The following is a 16,238-nucleotide window of genomic DNA, read 5'->3' on the forward strand; positions in this document are numbered from 1 at the left end:
CGGGGGGGGGGGGGGGGGGGGGGGGGGGCGGGGGGCCGCCCCGCCCCCGCCGCCGCCCCCCCCCCCCCCCCCCCCCCCCCCCCCCCCCCCCCCCCCCCCCCCCCCCCCCCCCCCCCCCCCCCCCCCCCCCCCCCCCCCCCCCCCCCACGAAACCGGACATGCTGTGCTGGGCTATAAGGACCAGTTCTTCAATGGAGACACGGCATACAAGTTTGGAACCCCTCAGCAGCAAAGTATCTTCAAGACGTTGTCCAGTGAGCAGCGCCTTATCAATCCGGACCACATCATGGATCAGGCTCGATGAAAAAGTTATTGGTGGCTGCCTTGTTGTGCATGTTGATACCGGCCTGTGCAACTCAGCTTCGGCGTGCGGACTCCAAGGATTTCAGCGTTTCTGTGACTGACCGCGCGACGGAAAAGCGATACGTTGTAGTCTTGGATTCTGCCGCTGACGGGCCTCTTTGCCTGTCAATGGAAAGCTGGCCTATCGAAAATGGATCGTTTCCGATGGGTTACGAAGGAGCTGTCTTGACCACGACCAACGGCCCTCTGCATCCGAAAGCAGCTATGACCGCATACTGCCCCGGAGGATGTGGCGAGGTTCGCTTGGAGCCAGGTCAAACCTTGCGGGCCAGCATTGCCTATGCAGCATTTGGCGATGCGGAAGTCATCGCAGCTGACGCAGCTCGCTCGCTATCATTTCCTGTCTACCCCTACTACTGCGAACGGTAGTTTTACTCCTCAATGGCGTTGAGATAAACAATTCCGGTGGCAAAGTCATCGGCATCCATGCGAGCGTTCGTAAGGCGGATGAAGCGCCGCTCAATGATCACGTTGATTGGATGAGAGCGCAACGAGGCATCATGTCGAGCGACACGCCGATGGTGGTTCTACAACATCCCGCAATTCTGAGACTGGTCAGATCATCGAGCCAAAAACTGTGATCAATCCATAGGTGAGTGTCGTATGAAAGTGCGGGCGTTGAGAATCGGCATGGATGTGTCGCCTTCGTTGGGTACAGATCGCGGAGGGAGTTCCCGATCAACGTTGGGCATGAGTACCTTGTGTACACGGTTGCCTGCATCTTCGAGAAGGGCGAATACCATGGTTTGACTCCCTACGGAGTCGAAGATGAGTTCGGACGATTGATTCCTATCCCTTCAGGGTTGTTCGAAATCACCGATCCCAGAGCTTCACGCTTTTGCCCAATTCAAGTCGCATTTTCCACTCAAGTAGGGCCAAGTACGTCACATGAACCAGCATCGATCAGACACTCTTCAACATCTCAAAGGCAAGTATGTAACGTTGACCGTCGAGGATGCGCAGCTTCTGGTTGGAACTGATGATGGATGGTCGCTTCATATTTATAACAGATACACGCTGTCCTGCGGCGAGTGGGTGGGCGCACTGACACATGCGTCGCTCCGATTGAAGTTGGTCGATTGCCTGATCGATGACGTCAAAATGACCATGATGTTTTCGGGCGATAAAGTTCTCACCGTCGACTTGACGGACGACGGACACTCCGGTCCAGAAGCCATGCAGCTGAACGGGCCCGACGGAAGCATTGTCATCTGGAACTGAGCCTGCCTGTCCCTATAATGATGAATAGCGCCAGTCTGAAGATAATGAAATGGTAGGGGTTAACTCATCCAAGTTGCATGCGGTGTTGGTTGAAATTGCATCAAAAAATAAGTGCAACTTGCCCGTGCGCGGCCTCGGAAATTTCATTGACCGTGACCGTGAGCTGCTACAAGCGAGTTTGGTTGTTGGCCACCAGAAAAAAACTTGCACTGCTCGCGTGTCTTGTCTGACTAATAGCCGCCGAGTTTGGGGTTGGCGCAGCGCTACTTTGTGGAATGGATGGCTAAGGTTAATCTGGCAAAAGATGCCGGTGGTGATAGCAGGCAAGCATGGCGGATTGTGATCAGCGAAACTAGAGCGGCACGTATGGAAAATGTGCTCGCCAAGGAATGGGTCGACTTCGAAGTGATCTCGCCCGACGTGAGCAATGTGGATGAGCGGTGCTTTCTGGGTTTCGATAAGTGTGTGGTGGAGATTATTGAGAAGCTCCAGGACCAATGTCGGCTGAGGAGGTGATTCGATAACATTTGCTTCGGTTTTGCGGCCTGCAGATGGGTATGTTCAAGCCTTGCATGGGGCGTTATTAGGGTGCGCGTCGAGCAAAACTTAGATGCAGGCGGCCAAGCGGCAGGTTCGACTCCTATTCCCGGCGGGAGCGCAGTGATAGGCGCCCGAAGTGAAAAGGCGGTAGCTCAGGAGTTCGGAGATAAGCTGGTACGCCAGTGAGCCCCTGTTGAGGCAATTCGCGGGGCAGATAACGTCGCCGACCCAGCCAAGATCGTTGCAGAGGCCATAGATGTCTGAGATCAGAATATTTGTCGATTTCAATAATAGAGATCCTGATGGTTTCCTGAGGCTCAACCTCGCGGGGACGCTGGAGGACCTGAGAAGAGGGCATCTGGTTATCGAAGAAGGGATGCCCGTGACAGGATCAGATGGTGATCTCACCGCTAAGATCATCGTTGTCGCACCTAGAATAGAAGGCATATGGCGCGGGAGAATAGTGGATGGTCCTTGGGAGGAGGGGGCATTAATGAGTACCCGTTGTTTGTGAGGCAGGGAGATGCTCCCTGCTGATTGGGTGAGGCAAGAGCCAGGCTCAAAGGACAGGTCAGTCAATTTCCGTCCGGAACCTGCCAAAGGAGGGCGTTTTTAGTTGACAGTGACAGCTACGCTCTTATGGCCGGAAGCGGGTGTGTGCACTGAGAATTGCGCCCGGATGCTTGCACTGTCACTTGGTGCAATGAGCGGACATGGCTAGTTGAAATGAGAAGGCGGAACCAGCAAGTCCAGCTCCGGTTTCGCCAAGATCCAGCCGAGGTCGTGTTCCAGCTGATATTCCCATTCACGCTGTCCATCTGAATTGGAGATCAGCAGTTGCAATGTCTCATTCGCTCTTTCGGGATCATGCACTCGGTACAGGAGCACGCGTTCCCCGCGAGCCGTAATTCGAGCGAGAAAAATTGCGTTCTGGTCGGTCTCAATCGCGGGTGCAATCTCCTCCTCCAAGCGGGAAAGAGCTTCCACCTCTTCGTGGGTTGGCATGCCATTGGCACCTTGTAGCTTGCAATGAACCCCAACCCTCAAGTGCCACGGAAAAGCATCACGTCCAGTAAAAGTCAGTAGCGTGGAATTGACAACTACGATAGCTGGATTGCCACCGATGGAAGTTTCAAACAAGCTATAGCAGGGATCAGGGACATCGTTCATCCGTCTTTCCAGCTGGCATAGATGCAAACTCTAGCACTCTGATGGTATCGGTCGATGGTTAGGTCGCGCCCTGTAAGCACTTAACGTTGGTTTTGTTGAGAGGGCCATACCACCGTCCCGGATGTTCTCCCCCAGACTGTCCAATCCAGCTCCAGCCACCAAAAGAATGCTGCAGAGAAACGGAGCACGTCCCATGGGCGTCATAAAGCTGTTGGCCGTGACTGTGCTGGTGATACTTGCCACATCATGCAGAACCCACGTCCCCGCTGTTCAGGGCGAAACAACGCTGCGTGGGGTCATGGCGGTGTACGTCGGTGGGCATGGATTGGGCTCACTCCAGACCCCGTCGGGCGAGTGCGTCGATCTCGCTCTACCCAAGAATGTCCTACGCAGATCCGGTGCCTGGGATGGAAAGTCCGTGGTGCTCACCGGGACCATGGATTTTCGACCGCGGTCTCTGAATTTTCTGTGGTACGACATCAGAGACAGACGGATTGAAGGCGGTGGTTGCTCCGACGACGTTCTGTATGTTCAGACCATCGAGGCACTGAGGTGACCGGCGGAAGGTCTTTAATAGCCGTCTATTCAACGTCCGATGGCGGAGCGCTGTTTTCTCCGATTCCTGAGGCTTGGTGACGAACGCTTCAGATGTGTGGCACTACCGATGCCGCATGGAAACGGTTCGCAGAGGCCGTCCTTCCGTTCCCCCACCCCGCATGCGACGATCCTGCTTCTCAAGCCCTGCATCAATCACCCGCGTGCGCCAAACCACCCGCATCACCCTCGCCACCGCCACCGCCGCGATGATTCTGCTCACCGCCTGCGGCAAACCCGCGCCGGACTCGGCCGCTGCCAGGGCGGCGGCGCGCCGCATTGCGGATGAAAAAGTCCGTGCCTGCGCGCTTGCCAAGACCGGCAGCGAAACGGGCATGACCTTCATCAGCGACGCGCGTTCGGACACGGCCTGGTCGTACGAGTACGAAGGCGATGGCCGGTTGTGCATGGTGTGGGTGGGGGATGACGGAAAGGTCGAGATCGATCCGCCCGGGAACTGAGGCCTGCGCCACCAGTGCCGTTGATGGTCGGGGCTGATCAGCCTACGCCGCCATGCTCACCCGGTTACGCCCGGCCGTCTTCGCCTGGTACAACGCCTCATCCGCACGCGCCACCAGATCCTCCAGCAGCGTCGGGTCGCAGCCCGGCAGCGCTTCGCCCACCGCGCCGCCCACGCTTACTGACACGGCAATGCGGGTGCCGCCCACGGTGATCGGCTCGGCGGCAATCGCATGGCGCAGGCGCTCGGCGGCGGCCGGCACTTCGTCGATGACCGGTGCCGACAGCAGCGCAATGAACTCCTCACCGCCGAACCGCGCGAACAGGTCGCGGTCGCGCAGCGCATCGCGGCAGCGCCGGGCCACGATCTTGAGCACTTCATCGCCTACCGGGTGGCCGTGCGTGTCGTTGATCGCCTTGAAATGATCCACGTCGACCATGAGCACCGCCACCGCATGTCCGCTGGCTTCGCGGGCGGCGATGATCTGCGCGGAGCGCTCCTCGAAATGACGTCGGTTGGGTACGCCGGTCAACGGGTCCGACGACGCCAGGCGGCGCAGTTCGGCGGCCATCAGCAGGTCGGCGGTGACGTCGGTGAACAGCCAGATGCGGCCATGCTCGCCGTTGCCGCGCACCGGGTGGGTGTCCACCTCGAAGGTGCGTTCGCCAAACGTCCAGTTCAGCGTCGCGGCGAAGTTGACGTTGCCCATCTGCGCGGCATACGCCTGCTCCAGTTCGGCGTGGTTGTCGCTGCGCAGGCGCAGCGCCCGCATCGGGCCAGCCAGGTCGGCGGCGCGGTGGTTGCCTGCGGCACAGCCCAGCAGCGCGGCAGCGTGTTCATTGATCACCGCGCCCACGCCATCGCCGTCGATCAGCACGATGCCGGCCGGCACGCTTTCCACCAGGTCGATGAACTGGTTGTGCGCGATGAGCTGGCGGGTGGCCTCACGCCGCGCGGCGAGAAGTCCGGCCACGCTGCTGGACAGCAACGGCAGCTGGGTTGTGATCCCTTCGGCAGGGGCCTGGTGTTTCCAGAGCAGCAACAGGCCGCTGTGCGGGCTGCCCACCGACGGGGCCGGCACGTACAGCAGCTGGGCGGGCGCACCCTGCAAGGCGTGCAGGATGGCCGTCGGCAGGCGGAAGCCGGTCGCGTCCACGGGTTTTCCCTGCCAGGCGCGCTCGAGAATGCCGCTGCGCGCCAGACTGAACCCGGACAAGGGCAACGCGGGCGATCCGGTCGACCACGTCGAGCGGCCCTGCGCATCCAGTTCAACGGCCAGGGCCAGGTCTGCGTGGGTGGTGAGCCGGGCGAAGCTGCACAGGGCGGCGAGTGCCTCGCTGCCGGGCGCGCTCAAGACACCGTCCCGAGCAATCGCCGTTCCAGGATTCGGGTCACCTCGTCGGCGGCGGTCATATGCGGCAGGTGCCCGGACGCATCGATGATGTCCAGCGTTGCCCCGTCGATCGTATCGGCCAGCCACTGGGCCACCTCGACCGGAACCGCCATGTCCACCGCGGTCTGGATCACGTGCACCGGCATGGACAACTGCGGCGCCAGCGTGCGCATGTCCGAGGTAAAAATGGTGCGCGAGGTGTTGAGCGCGATGTCCGGCTGCATCTGGAACAGCGTACGCGAGAAGTCCGCGAGCACGCGGTTGTCCTCCACGCCCACCACCATGGGCGCGAATCCGGCCACCCAGGCCTGGTAGTTGGCGCGCATGCTCTCGAACAGGTTGTCCAGGTCTGCCGGCTTGAAGCCGCCGGTGTAGCCGTCATCGTCGAGGTAGCGCGGCGAAGCGCCTATGGTCACGACGCGTTCGAACAGCTCCGGGCGTGCAACCGCGGCGGCCGCCCCGATCATGCCGCTCATCGAGTGCCCGACATACGTAAACCGGTGCAGGTCGAGCTCGTCGACGATATCGAGCAGATCGTCGGCATAGCCGAACATCGCGCCATGCCGGTCGAAATCGTAGGTGTCCGCACCGTTGGGGCCGCAGCCGGCGAGATCAAACGAGACCACGTCGAACCGTTGGTCGAACCAGGGCCGCAATGCAGTCCACGCTGTCTGGTCGGTGCCGAAGCCGTGGGAAAGAATGACGACCTCTTTGCCCTGACCGCTGCGGCGGCCGTTGAAGCGCTCAAAACTGCCCAAGTACGTTTACCCATGGCGTTTCCCAAGGGGCGAATACTAGGGCAGGTGGGCAGCCGGGTCCATGGTGGGGGCCGGCATTCGCCGCGTGTTTCCGTGCGTCATCGCGGCGCGGTATGGTGGGGCTGGAATTTCCGGAGAGCCCGTCATGCGAACTGCCGTCTTCAGCGCCCGGCCCTACGACCGCCGCTTCCTCGAGGAGGCTACCCAGCGTGCCGATGCGGCCCGGCCGGTGGAGTTGCTTTACTTCGACGCCACCCTCGACGTGCATACCGCAGCGCTGGCGCAGGACTGCGAGGCGGTCTGCGTGTTCGTCAACGACCGTCTCGACGCGCCAGTGCTGCAGGCCCTCCACGCCTTGGGCGTGCGCGCGATCCTGCTGCGCTGCGCCGGCTTCAACAACGTGGACCTGGGCATGGCCGGGCAGCTGGGCTTCTTCGTGGCGCGGGTGCCGGCGTATTCGCCCGAGGCGGTGGCCGAGCACGCCCTGGCGCTGGTCATGACGCTCAACCGGCACACCCACCGCGCCTACAACCGGGTGCGCGAGGGCAACTTCATGCTCGACGGACTGCTCGGGCGCACCCTCTACGGCAAGACGGTGGGCATCGTGGGCACCGGCAAGATCGGCCTGGCCACGGCCCGCATCTTCAAGGGCATGGGCTGCACCGTGCTCGGCCACGATCCGTACCCATCCTCCGCGTTCGATGCGATCGGCACGTTCGTCGCGCTTGACGAGCTGCTGGCGCGCGCGGACATCGTGTCGCTGCATTGCCCACTGACCCCGGACACCCATCACCTCATCAACACCACCTCGCTGGCGCGGATGAAGCCCGGCGCGATGCTGGTCAACACCTCGCGCGGCGGGCTGGTCGATACCCACGCGGTGATCGGCGCGCTCAAGGCGCGGCACCTGGGGCACCTGGCCATCGACGTGTACGAGCAGGAAAGCGCGTTGTTCTTCCAGGACCGCTCCGGGGAAATCATCGATGACGACGCCTTCCAGCGCCTGATGACCTTCCCCAACGTGCTGGTCACCGGCCACCAGGGCTTCTTCACCGTGGAGGCGCTGCAGGAGATCTCCGAGATCACCCTGCGCAACCTGGGGGATTTCGCCGCTGGCCGGGCGTGTCCGAACGCGGTGCCGCTACCCTGATCCACGCGTGATGCTGTTCCCCGTCCTTCTCCAGCGCAGGGCCTGACCATGTGGCATCAGAACTACGATCCGCTCGGCAATGCGAACCTCTCGGCGCTGCTGGCCGCGCTGCCGGTGCTGGTGTTCCTGCTGGCGCTCACCGTGCTTCGCCTCAAGGGCCTCACCGCCGCGCTGCTGGCGGTGCTGGTCTCGGCCCTGGTGTCTTCGCTGGTGTTTGGCATGCCACTGGACATGCTAGTGGGGGCGGCGTTGCTCGGCATCGCCAACGGCGTATTCCCGATCAGCTTCATCGTGCTGATGGCGGTCTGGCTGTACAAGCTGGCCATCCGCAGCGGCAAGTTCGAGGTGATCCGCGGCAGCATCGCGACCATTTCCGAGGACCAGCGCATCCAGGTGCTGCTGATCGCCTTCTGCTTTGGCGGTTTCCTTGAAGGTGCCGCCGGTTTCGGCGTGCCCATCGCGATCTGCGCCGCGCTGCTGGTTGAGCTCGGCTTCCGCCCCTTGAAGGCGGCGATGCTGTGCCTGGTCGCCAACGGCGCGGCCGGGGCCTACGGTGCGATCGGCATTCCGGTGCTGGTGGGTGCGCAGCAGGGTGGGGTGGGGCTGGGCGAGATGTCGCAGATGCTGATCCCGCTGGTTCAGCTCTGCGCGCTGTTGCTGCCGGCGGTGCTGGTGCTGCTGCTGGACGGCTGGCGCGGGGTGCGCGAGACCTGGCCGGTGCTGCTGGTGGTCGGCGGGGTGTTCAGTGGAACCCAGACACTGGTGCTTTACCTGCTGGGGCCGGAACTGGTGGACATCATCGGCCCGCTTGCCGCGATGGGCAGCCTGGCCGCCTTCATGCAGGTGTGGCGACCGCGCCGCATCTACCGCGAGGCGCAGGCGCCGCCGGTGTCCAGCCAACGCTGGTCGCTGAAGCAGGTGCTGCTGGCCTGGTCGCCGTTCTACATCCTCACCGCCACCATCCTGGTCTGGAGCCTGCCGGCGTTCAAGGCGCTGTTCGCCGCCGATGGCGCGCTCGGGGCCACGGTGCTGCACCTGCCGGTGAGCCTGCTCGACCAGCGTATCCAGGAACTGCCCCCGCTGGTGGCCGTCGCGCACACACTGCCGGCGGTGTGGACCGTGGGCTGGCTCAACGCCTCGGGCACCGCGATCCTGATCGCCGCGCTGCTCACGGTGGTGCTGTCGCCGAAGCTGGGTCTGCGCGCGGCCGGCGAGGAGCTGGCCCAAACCAGCCGGGAGATGTGGAAGCCGCTGGCCACCGTGGCGCTGGTGATGGCCGTGGCCTACATCACCAATTACTCGGGCGCGTCGTCCACGATCGGGCTGGCGCTGGCCCAGGCCGGCGGGGTGTTCCCGGCGCTGGCCCCGGTGATCGGCTGGACGGGCGTGTTCATCACCGGCTCGGTGGTCAACAGCAACACCCTGTTCGCCCACCTGCAGGCGGTCACTGCCGCCCAGATCGGGGTCAGCCCAGCGCTGCTGGTGGCCGCCAACACCGCCGGCGGGGTGATGGCCAAGCTGGTGTCGCCGCAGTCGATCGCCATTGCGGCGGCCGCGGTAAAGCTGGTGGGCCAGGAATCGGCGATCATGCGCACCACCCTGGCGGTGAGCCTGGCCCTGCTGGGCTATGTCTGCCTGTGTACCCTGCTGCTGTCGTGGCTGGTCGGGTGAGGGCAGGGTATTCATGTCTATACATGAACGTGTTGGCGTGCCGAATCGGGCGTATTGCCCGCACTGCGACAACGTGTCGCAGCTAAAACGGGGCTTTCCTGCGCTGGATCATTGTCAATGCCTTTCTTAAATGATGCATGACGGCCTAAAATTAGAGGGCTGACATGATCGTCCCCTGTGCCTGTCCCCCTGGACCGGCACAACCGGCCTTTGGCCGGGACGGGGCGCGCTTGAGCTGGCATTCCCTACGCAATTGGATCGACCGATGATTCCGTTGAAACCCCTTGGACGCTATTTGCGTCCGGGCCTGCTGTTCGCGTTGTCCGTGTTCCTGACGGGCTGCAACTCGGCCATCCTCAACCCCAAGGGCCAGATCGGCCACGATGAGAAGACGCTGCTGATCACGGCTACCGTGCTGATGCTGCTGGTCGTCGTGCCGGTCATCATCATGACCCTGACCTTCGCCTGGAAGTACCGCGCGACCAACACCAAGGCCCGTTATGAGCCGAAGTGGTCGCACTCCACCGCGATCGAAGTGGTGGTGTGGTCGATCCCGTGCATGATCGTGCTGGTGCTGGCCGTGCTGACCTGGCGTTCCTCGCACGCGCTGGATCCGTACCGTCCGCTGGAGTCGGACAAGAAGCCGGTGGTGATCGAAGCCATCTCGCTCGACTGGAAGTGGCTGTTCATCTATCCGGAAGAGAAGATCGCCACGGTCAACGAGATCACGTTCCCGGTCGATACCCCGCTGAACTTCAAGATCACGTCCGATTCGGTGATGAATGCCTTCTTCATCCCGCACCTGGGCAGCATGATCTACTCGATGACGGCCATGGAGACCAAACTCCACCTGATCGCCAACGAGACCGGTGAATTCCCGGGCATGTCCTCGCACTACAGTGGCGCGGGCTTCAGCAAGATGCATTTCAGCGCTCATTCGGTGACGGATGCGCAGTACCAGGAGTGGCTGGCCAAGGTCCGCGCCGACGCGGCGACCCTGGACAAGACCGCGTTCAATGCCCTGGTGGCCGAAAAGAACCACGACTGGCACCCGGTGACCTACTTCGGTACCGCCGAAGCCGGCCTGTTCGACTGGGTCATCGCCAAGCACATGGGCGACAACCAGCACTACGGCATGAAGCACGACCACAACGCGATGGGTCATGACGGCGCCGCGGGCGAAAGCCACGCCGGCCACGACATGCCTGCCGCTGCAGGTCCTGCCCCGGCGGACGTGCACGCCGACGACACGCACGCGGCCCACGCCGCGGGTGCTGCCGCCGAGCACGCCGAACACACTGCAGACGAGCATGCCGCCGCCGGTCACACCGGCCACGCAGGCTCGGGAGAATAAGCATGAATCTGTTGGGTAAACTGACATTTGCCGACATCCCGCACGATCCGATCATCATCACCACGTTGATCGGTGCTGGGATCGGTGGCCTGCTGGTGCTGGCCCTGATCACCAAGTTCAAGCTGTGGGGCTATCTCTGGAAAGAGTGGTTCACCTCGGTGGATCACAAGAAGATCGGCGTGATGTACCTGGTCATCGCCTTCGTCATGCTGCTGCGCGGCTTCGCCGACGCGATCATGATGCGTGTACAGCAGGCCATGGCGGCCGGCGGCAACGAGGGCATCCTGCCCCCGCACCACTACGACCAGATCTTCACCGCCCATGGCGTGATCATGATCTTCTTCGTGGCGATGCCGCTGATCACCGGCCTGATGAACGTCGTGGTGCCGCTGCAGATCGGCGCCCGCGACGTGGCCTTCCCGTTCGTCAACTCGCTCAGCTTCTGGCTGTTCGTGGCGGGCGCGGGCCTGGTGATGATCTCGCTGGGCGTCGGTGAGTTCGCGCAGACCGGTTGGCTGGCCTTCCCGCCGTTGTCGGGCAAGGAATACAGTCCAGGGGTAGGTGTCGACTACTACATCTGGGGCCTGCAGGTAGCAGGCCTGGGTACCACGCTGAGCGGCATCAACTTCTTCATCACCATCTTGAAGATGCGTACCCCGGGCATGAAGCTGATGCACATGCCGGTGTTCACCTGGACCGCGCTGGTCACCAACGTACTGATCATCGCCGCCTTCCCGGTGCTGACCGTCACCCTGGTGCTGCTGACCCTGGACCGTTACCTGGGCACGCACTTCTTCACCAATGACGGTGGCGGCAACGCCATGCTGTACATCAACCTGATCTGGATCTGGGGTCACCCGGAAGTCTATATCCTGGTGCTGCCGGCCTTCGGCGTGTTCTCCGAGGTCATCGCCACGTTCTCGCGCAAGGCGCTGTTCGGCTACAAGGGCATGGTCTACGCCACCGCCTGCATCGGCGTGCTGTCGTTCATCGTGTGGCTGCACCACTTCTTCACCATGGGCTCGGGTGCCAACGTCAATGCCTTCTTCGGCATAACGACGATGATCATCTCCATCCCCACTGGCGTGAAGATCTTCAACTGGCTGTTCACCATGTTCCGCGGTCGCGTGCAGTTCACCACGCCCGTGCTGTGGACCATCGGCTTCATGGTCACCTTCACCATCGGCGGCATGACCGGCGTGATGCTGGCGATCCCGGCCATCGACTTCGTGCTGCACAACAGCCTGTTCCTGATCGCCCACTTCCACAACGTCATCATCGGCGGCGTGGTGTTCGGCATGTTTGCCGGCATCACCTATTGGTGGCCGAAGATGTTCGGCTTCCGCCTCAACGAAACCTGGGGCAAGCGCGCGTTCTGGTGCTGGTTCATCGGCTTCTACGTGGCGTTCATGCCGCTGTACATCCTGGGCTTCATGGGCATGACCCGCCGCATGCAGAGCTACCCGAACCCGGAATACCAGCCGCTGCTGGTGATTGCGATGTTCGGTGCGTTCATCATCGGCGCCGGCATCCTGTGCCAGGTGATCCAGATCGCCGTGTCGATCCGCGACCGCAAGAAGACCGCCGACCTCACCGGCGACCCGTGGGACGCCCGTACGCTGGAGTGGGAAACCTCTTCGCCGCCGTCGTTCTACAACTTCGGCTCGCTGCCGCGCGTCACCGAACTGGACGAGTTCTGGGAGCGCAAGCAGCGTGGTGAAGCGTGGGAGCGCCCGGCCAAGTACACCGACATCCACATGCCGCGCAACACCGGCACGGGCGTGGTGATCGGTGCCTTCAGCCTGGTCCTGGGCTTTGCGATGATCTGGCACATCTGGTGGCTGGCCATCGTCGGCATCGTCGGCATGATCGGTACCTTCATCTGGCGCACCTTCGACAAGGACACGGATTACTACGTGCCCGCCGCCGAAGTGGAGCGCATCGAAAACGAGCACCGTCGCCACCTGGTGGCGCAGGGCCTGGTGAAAGCGGAGCTGAAGGCATGAGCAGCACTACCTCCAACGCCATGAACCATGGGCACGCCGCGCACGCGGCGGCCCACGGCCATGATGACCACGAGCACCACGACACCGGCGGCAACACCGTCTTCGGTTTCTGGGTGTACCTGATGAGCGACTGCCTCATCTTCGCCAGCCTGTTTGCCACCTACATCGTGTTGTCCGGTGGCACCAACGGTGGCCCGGGTCCGAAGGATCTGTTCGACCTGACCTTCGTTGCCTGGGAAACCACGCTGCTGCTGGTCTCTTCGCTGACCTTCGGCCTGGGCATGATTGCCCTGCACAAGCACAAGGTCGGCCAGATGTACCTCTGGCTGGGCCTGACCTGGCTGCTGGGCTTCGGCTTCATGGTCATGGAAGTGTGGGAGTTCAACCACCTCATCCATGAGGGCTTCGGTCCGGACCACAGTGCGTTCCTGTCGGCGTTCTTCGCGCTGGTGGGCACCCACGGCCTGCACGTCAGTGCCGGCCTGCTGTGGCTGCTGATCATGTTCATCCAGATCAAGCAGAACGGCCTGACCCCGACCAACAAGACCCGCATGGCGTGCCTGAGCCTGTTCTGGCACTTCCTGGACCTGATCTGGATCGGCGTGTTCTCCGTCGTCTACCTGAAGGGAGCGCTGTAATGGCCGCACATGACAATCACGCACACGACCATGGTGCCGGCGGCGAAAGCCACGGCAGCGTCAAGTCGTACCTGGTCGGCTTCGCGCTGGCCGCGATCCTGACGATCATCCCGTTCTGGCTGGTGATGCACGGCAACCTGCCGACCTTCACCACCGGCGTGATCATCGTGATCGCCGCGGTGCTGCAGATCCTGGTGCACCTGGTGTTCTTCCTGCACCTGAACCGTTCCTCGGAACAGCGCTGGAACGTCAGCGCGGCGGCCTTCACCGTGGTGGTGATCGGCATCATCGTCGCCGGCTCGCTGTGGGTCATGCACAACATGAACGTGCACATGATGCACTGACGTCTTCCCGACGTTGCTGCACGCAGAAAGGCCGCCCTCGGGCGGCCTTTCTGCGTCTGGTAGTTCAGCACAGCAGGGGCGGTTCCCAAACGACTGCCGATATCCTGTCCACACCCGGCGAACGCATGACGATCATCGCGGCCGCGCGAGGCAAGGGCAGGGCCTGCGTCGTTCAATGGCACGGAAGGGTCCGCGTCGTTCAACGGTCATGTCGCCACCGCACGTTGCACCGTTACCGGCAGTCGACCAAAGGTTCGACCCTACCGGCAATCTGGCACCTGCCGAGGTAGGGTCGGTTCCCAAACGACTGCCGATATCCCGTCCACACCCGGCGAACGCATGACAATCATCGCGGCCGCGCGTGGCAACGGCAGGGCCTGCGTCGTCCAATGGCACGGCAGAGCCCGCGCCGTGCAACGGTCAGGTCGCCACCGCGCGTTGCACCGTTACCGGCAGTCGACCAAAGGTTCGACCCCACCGGCGAATGCAACGCGTGCGGCGTCCTAGGCCGCCTGTGCCAGACGCAGGAACGCGTCGGCGGCCACCGGCCGGCCCAGGTGGTACCCCTGCAACAGGTCGCAACCGAGGTCGCTCAGGTACTGGCGCTGCCCGTCCGTCTCCACGCCTTCGGCGACGATCTGCAGCTGCAGCGACCGCCCCAGCGCGATGATCGACGACACGATCGCCGCGTCTTCGGCGTTGTCTTCCAGGTCGCGCACGAACGCACGGTCGATCTTCAGCTCGGTGGCCGGCATGCGCTTGAGGTAGAGCAGGCTGGAATAGCCGGTGCCGAAATCGTCGATGGAAATGTTCACGCCCATGTCGGTCAGGCCGTGCAGGATCTGCAGGCTGGCTTCCACGTCCTTCATGGCGGTGGTTTCGGTGACTTCCAGGGTCAGGTGGCGCGGGTCCAACGCGTGCTTTTCCAGCGTGCGCCGCACCGTCTCCAGCAGGGTGCTCGAGCCGAACTGCAGCGGCGACAGATTCACCGCCATGGACCACTCCGGGTGGCCCGCGTCGTGCCACTGCCGCAGCTGCGCGCAGGCCCGGTCCAGGACCCACTCGCCCAGCGGCAGGATAAGGCCGCTGCGTTCGGCCACGGGAATGAAGTTGTCCGGGCTGAGCAGGCCCAGCTCGGGGTGCTGCCAGCGCACCAGGGCTTCGGCGCCGATCAGCGCCTGGCCATTGGCCGGGAACTTGGGCTGGTAGTGCAGCACCAGTTCGTCGCGCTGGATGGCACGGCGCAGTTCCTGCAGCAGCTTGAGCTGGCGGTTGGCGCTGACATGCATCGATTCGGTGAAGAAGGTATAGCCGTTCCGGCCCGACTCCTTGGTGTGGTACATGGCGGCGTCGGCGTGCGCCATCAGTGCCCGCTCGTCGGTGGCATCGGCCGGGTACAGCGCGATGCCCAGGCTGGCGGTGACCTGCAGTTCCAACGTGTCGATGACGAACGGCTCGGCCACGCAGGCGATGATCCGTTCGGCGACCACGGCGGCATCTTCGGGATCGTCGACCTGGAACACGATCACGAACTCATCGCCGCCCAGTCGCGCGAAGGTGTCGTGGCTGCGCAGCAGGGCGCTCACGCGCTCGCTCATCTGGATCAGCAGCTTGTCGCCGAGCTGGTGGCCGTAGGCGTCGTTGATGGCCTTGAAGCCATCCAGGTCGCAGAACATCACCGCGAAGCTGAACTGCCGCCGCTGCGCTTTTTCGATGGCCTGTTCAATGCGGTCCTGCAGCAGCATGCGGTTGGGCAGCTGGGTCAGGGGGTCGTGCAGGGCCGCCTGCAGCAGCTTCTCGTTGGCGTGGGCCAGTGAATCGGCCAGCAGGCCGGTGCGGGTCCGCATCTGGCGGTCGAACACCGAGGCCAGCAGGGCAATGCCGAGCGTGGCCAGGGTGGTCACGATGACCAGCACCGCCAGCCACTTGCTGTCCAGCCCGGCGTCCATCACCGCGCCGCAGATGCTGCCGGCGGGGAAGTTCGCCGCGGCCATGCCGGTGTAGTGCATGCCCACGATGGCCAGGCCCATCACCACCGACGCCATGCCACGCAGCAGCAGCGCACGCCGTTGTTCCAGCCGCAGCCGGAAGGCGATCCAAAGGGCTGCACCGGCGGCAACCACGGCAATCAGCAGCGACAGCGCGAACCAGAACGGGTCGTACTCGATGCCCGGCTGCATCTGCAGCGCGGCCATGCCCAGGTAATGCATCGCCGCGATGCCCAGGCCCATCAGGACCGCGCCGGCGCCCAGCCGCGTCCACGGCAGTGCCGGGCGCGAGACCAGCCACAGCGCGTAGGCCGAGGCGCCCACCGATACCGCCAGCGAGAACAGGGTGATGCCCAGGTCGTAACCCACCGGGATCGGCAGGTGGAAGGCCAGCATGCCGATGAAGTGCATCGACCAGATACCCAGCCCCATCGCCCCGGCGCCGCCGGCCAGCCACCAGCGGGCGACCCGCCCCTGGGTGCTGGCCAGCCGGCCGGCCATGTCCAGCGCGGTGTACGAGGCGAGGATGGCGACCAGCAGCGAGAACACGACAAGACTCTGGCTGTAGGTGCCGGTCATGGAAAAGCC

Annotated in this window: 15 protein-coding genes; 11 read left to right on the forward strand and 4 right to left on the reverse strand. The window is 63.2% G+C overall.

Annotated elements, in window-relative coordinates; genetic code table 11:
* The first annotated feature begins 300 nt into the window (after positions 1-300).
* The 4 genes from ABIA71_RS18675 to ABIA71_RS18690 all read left to right on the forward strand — a co-directional run bounded on the left by ABIA71_RS18675 (position 301) and on the right by ABIA71_RS18690 (position 2,638).
* A complete protein-coding gene (locus ABIA71_RS18675) occupies positions 301-732 on the forward strand; it encodes a hypothetical protein (protein WP_354287232.1) in 432 nt (143 codons plus the stop codon).
* A 519-nt stretch (positions 733-1,251) separates the two neighbouring features.
* A complete protein-coding gene (locus ABIA71_RS18680; RefSeq protein WP_354287234.1) occupies positions 1,252-1,584 on the forward strand; it encodes a hypothetical protein in 333 nt (110 codons plus the stop codon).
* A gap of 252 nt (positions 1,585-1,836) precedes the next feature.
* Entirely contained in the window at positions 1,837-2,100 is a 264-nt protein-coding gene (locus ABIA71_RS18685; protein WP_354287236.1) for a hypothetical protein, read from the forward strand.
* A gap of 280 nt (positions 2,101-2,380) precedes the next feature.
* Complete coding sequence (locus ABIA71_RS18690) at positions 2,381-2,638, forward strand: hypothetical protein (RefSeq protein ID WP_354287238.1); 258 nt, start codon at positions 2,381-2,383, stop codon at positions 2,636-2,638.
* Positions 2,639-2,841: 203 nt separating this feature from the next.
* On the opposite strand, the gene ABIA71_RS18695 is transcribed toward ABIA71_RS18690, so the two are convergent.
* Positions 2,842-3,294, reverse strand: coding sequence for a DUF695 domain-containing protein (locus tag ABIA71_RS18695; RefSeq protein WP_354287240.1), 453 nt, complete (start codon positions 3,292-3,294; stop codon positions 2,842-2,844).
* 758 nt (positions 3,295-4,052) lie between these two features.
* Here ABIA71_RS18695 and ABIA71_RS18700 point away from each other — a divergent pair.
* Positions 4,053-4,349: a hypothetical protein gene (locus ABIA71_RS18700; RefSeq protein WP_354287242.1), complete on the forward strand. Its 297-nt coding sequence runs from the start codon at positions 4,053-4,055 to the stop codon at positions 4,347-4,349.
* A 42-nt stretch (positions 4,350-4,391) separates the two neighbouring features.
* On the opposite strand, the gene ABIA71_RS18705 is transcribed toward ABIA71_RS18700, so the two are convergent.
* Positions 4,392-5,702, reverse strand: coding sequence for a GGDEF domain-containing protein (locus ABIA71_RS18705; RefSeq protein WP_354287244.1), 1,311 nt, complete (start codon positions 5,700-5,702; stop codon positions 4,392-4,394).
* On the reverse strand, positions 5,699-6,499 hold the full coding sequence (locus ABIA71_RS18710) for an alpha/beta fold hydrolase (RefSeq protein WP_354287246.1): 801 nt from the start codon (positions 6,497-6,499) through the stop codon (positions 5,699-5,701). The genes ABIA71_RS18705 and ABIA71_RS18710 overlap by 4 nt, the downstream gene beginning before the upstream one ends.
* A gap of 145 nt (positions 6,500-6,644) precedes the next feature.
* On the opposite strand from ABIA71_RS18710, the gene ABIA71_RS18715 reads away from it, so the two are divergent.
* From ABIA71_RS18715 to cyoD, 6 genes are all read left to right on the forward strand, one after another.
* The gene (locus tag ABIA71_RS18715) at positions 6,645-7,649 is read left to right on the forward strand and encodes a 2-hydroxyacid dehydrogenase (RefSeq protein WP_354287247.1); all 1,005 of its coding nucleotides are present in this window, start codon (positions 6,645-6,647) and stop codon (positions 7,647-7,649) included.
* A gap of 48 nt (positions 7,650-7,697) precedes the next feature.
* Complete coding sequence (locus ABIA71_RS18720; RefSeq protein ID WP_354287249.1) at positions 7,698-9,320, forward strand: lactate permease LctP family transporter; 1,623 nt, start codon at positions 7,698-7,700, stop codon at positions 9,318-9,320.
* Positions 9,321-9,585: 265 nt separating this feature from the next.
* Positions 9,586-10,674, forward strand: a complete 1,089-nt coding sequence (gene cyoA, locus ABIA71_RS18725; RefSeq protein WP_354287251.1) for a ubiquinol oxidase subunit II — start codon at positions 9,586-9,588, stop codon at positions 10,672-10,674.
* Between the two features lie 8 nt (positions 10,675-10,682).
* Positions 10,683-12,680: a cytochrome o ubiquinol oxidase subunit I gene (cyoB, locus tag ABIA71_RS18730; protein WP_038692409.1), complete on the forward strand. Its 1,998-nt coding sequence runs from the start codon at positions 10,683-10,685 to the stop codon at positions 12,678-12,680.
* A complete protein-coding gene (gene cyoC, locus ABIA71_RS18735) occupies positions 12,677-13,318 on the forward strand; it encodes a cytochrome o ubiquinol oxidase subunit III (protein WP_038689650.1) in 642 nt (213 codons plus the stop codon). Before cyoB ends, cyoC begins: the two co-directional genes overlap by 4 nt.
* Positions 13,318-13,662, forward strand: a complete 345-nt coding sequence (gene cyoD / locus ABIA71_RS18740; RefSeq protein ID WP_128096296.1) for a cytochrome o ubiquinol oxidase subunit IV — start codon at positions 13,318-13,320, stop codon at positions 13,660-13,662. The genes cyoC and cyoD overlap by 1 nt, the downstream gene beginning before the upstream one ends.
* Positions 13,663-14,165: 503 nt before the next feature.
* Here the strand turns inward: cyoD and ABIA71_RS18745 are convergent.
* Positions 14,166-16,229 carry a putative bifunctional diguanylate cyclase/phosphodiesterase gene (locus ABIA71_RS18745; protein ID WP_354287253.1) on the reverse strand — a complete coding sequence of 688 codons (2,064 nt, stop codon included), beginning with the start codon at positions 16,227-16,229 and terminating at the stop codon, positions 14,166-14,168.
* Positions 16,230-16,238: the final 9 nt, after the last annotated feature.

Source organism: Stenotrophomonas sp. 2619, assembly GCF_040548725.1.
GTDB lineage: Bacteria > Pseudomonadota > Gammaproteobacteria > Xanthomonadales > Xanthomonadaceae > Stenotrophomonas > Stenotrophomonas maltophilia_AP.

What these genes read in the sequence shown, in the direction of transcription:
- ABIA71_RS18720 (WP_354287249.1), top strand. Translation starts at nt 7,698, where the DNA reads ATGTGGCATCAGAACTACGATCCGCTCGGCAATGCGAACCTCTCGGCG.
- ABIA71_RS18690 (WP_354287238.1), top strand. Translation starts at nt 2,381, where the DNA reads ATGTCTGAGATCAGAATATTTGTCGATTTCAATAATAGAGATCCTGAT.
- cyoC (WP_038689650.1), top strand. Translation starts at nt 12,677, where the DNA reads ATGAGCAGCACTACCTCCAACGCCATGAACCATGGGCACGCCGCGCAC.
- ABIA71_RS18695 (WP_354287240.1), bottom strand. Translation starts at nt 3,294, where the DNA reads ATGAACGATGTCCCTGATCCCTGCTATAGCTTGTTTGAAACTTCCATC.
- cyoD (WP_128096296.1), top strand. Translation starts at nt 13,318, where the DNA reads ATGGCCGCACATGACAATCACGCACACGACCATGGTGCCGGCGGCGAA.
- ABIA71_RS18745 (WP_354287253.1), bottom strand. Translation starts at nt 16,229, where the DNA reads ATGACCGGCACCTACAGCCAGAGTCTTGTCGTGTTCTCGCTGCTGGTC.
- ABIA71_RS18675 (WP_354287232.1), top strand. Translation starts at nt 301, where the DNA reads ATGAAAAAGTTATTGGTGGCTGCCTTGTTGTGCATGTTGATACCGGCC.
- cyoA (WP_354287251.1), top strand. Translation starts at nt 9,586, where the DNA reads ATGATTCCGTTGAAACCCCTTGGACGCTATTTGCGTCCGGGCCTGCTG.
- ABIA71_RS18680 (WP_354287234.1), top strand. Translation starts at nt 1,252, where the DNA reads ATGAACCAGCATCGATCAGACACTCTTCAACATCTCAAAGGCAAGTAT.
- ABIA71_RS18715 (WP_354287247.1), top strand. Translation starts at nt 6,645, where the DNA reads ATGCGAACTGCCGTCTTCAGCGCCCGGCCCTACGACCGCCGCTTCCTC.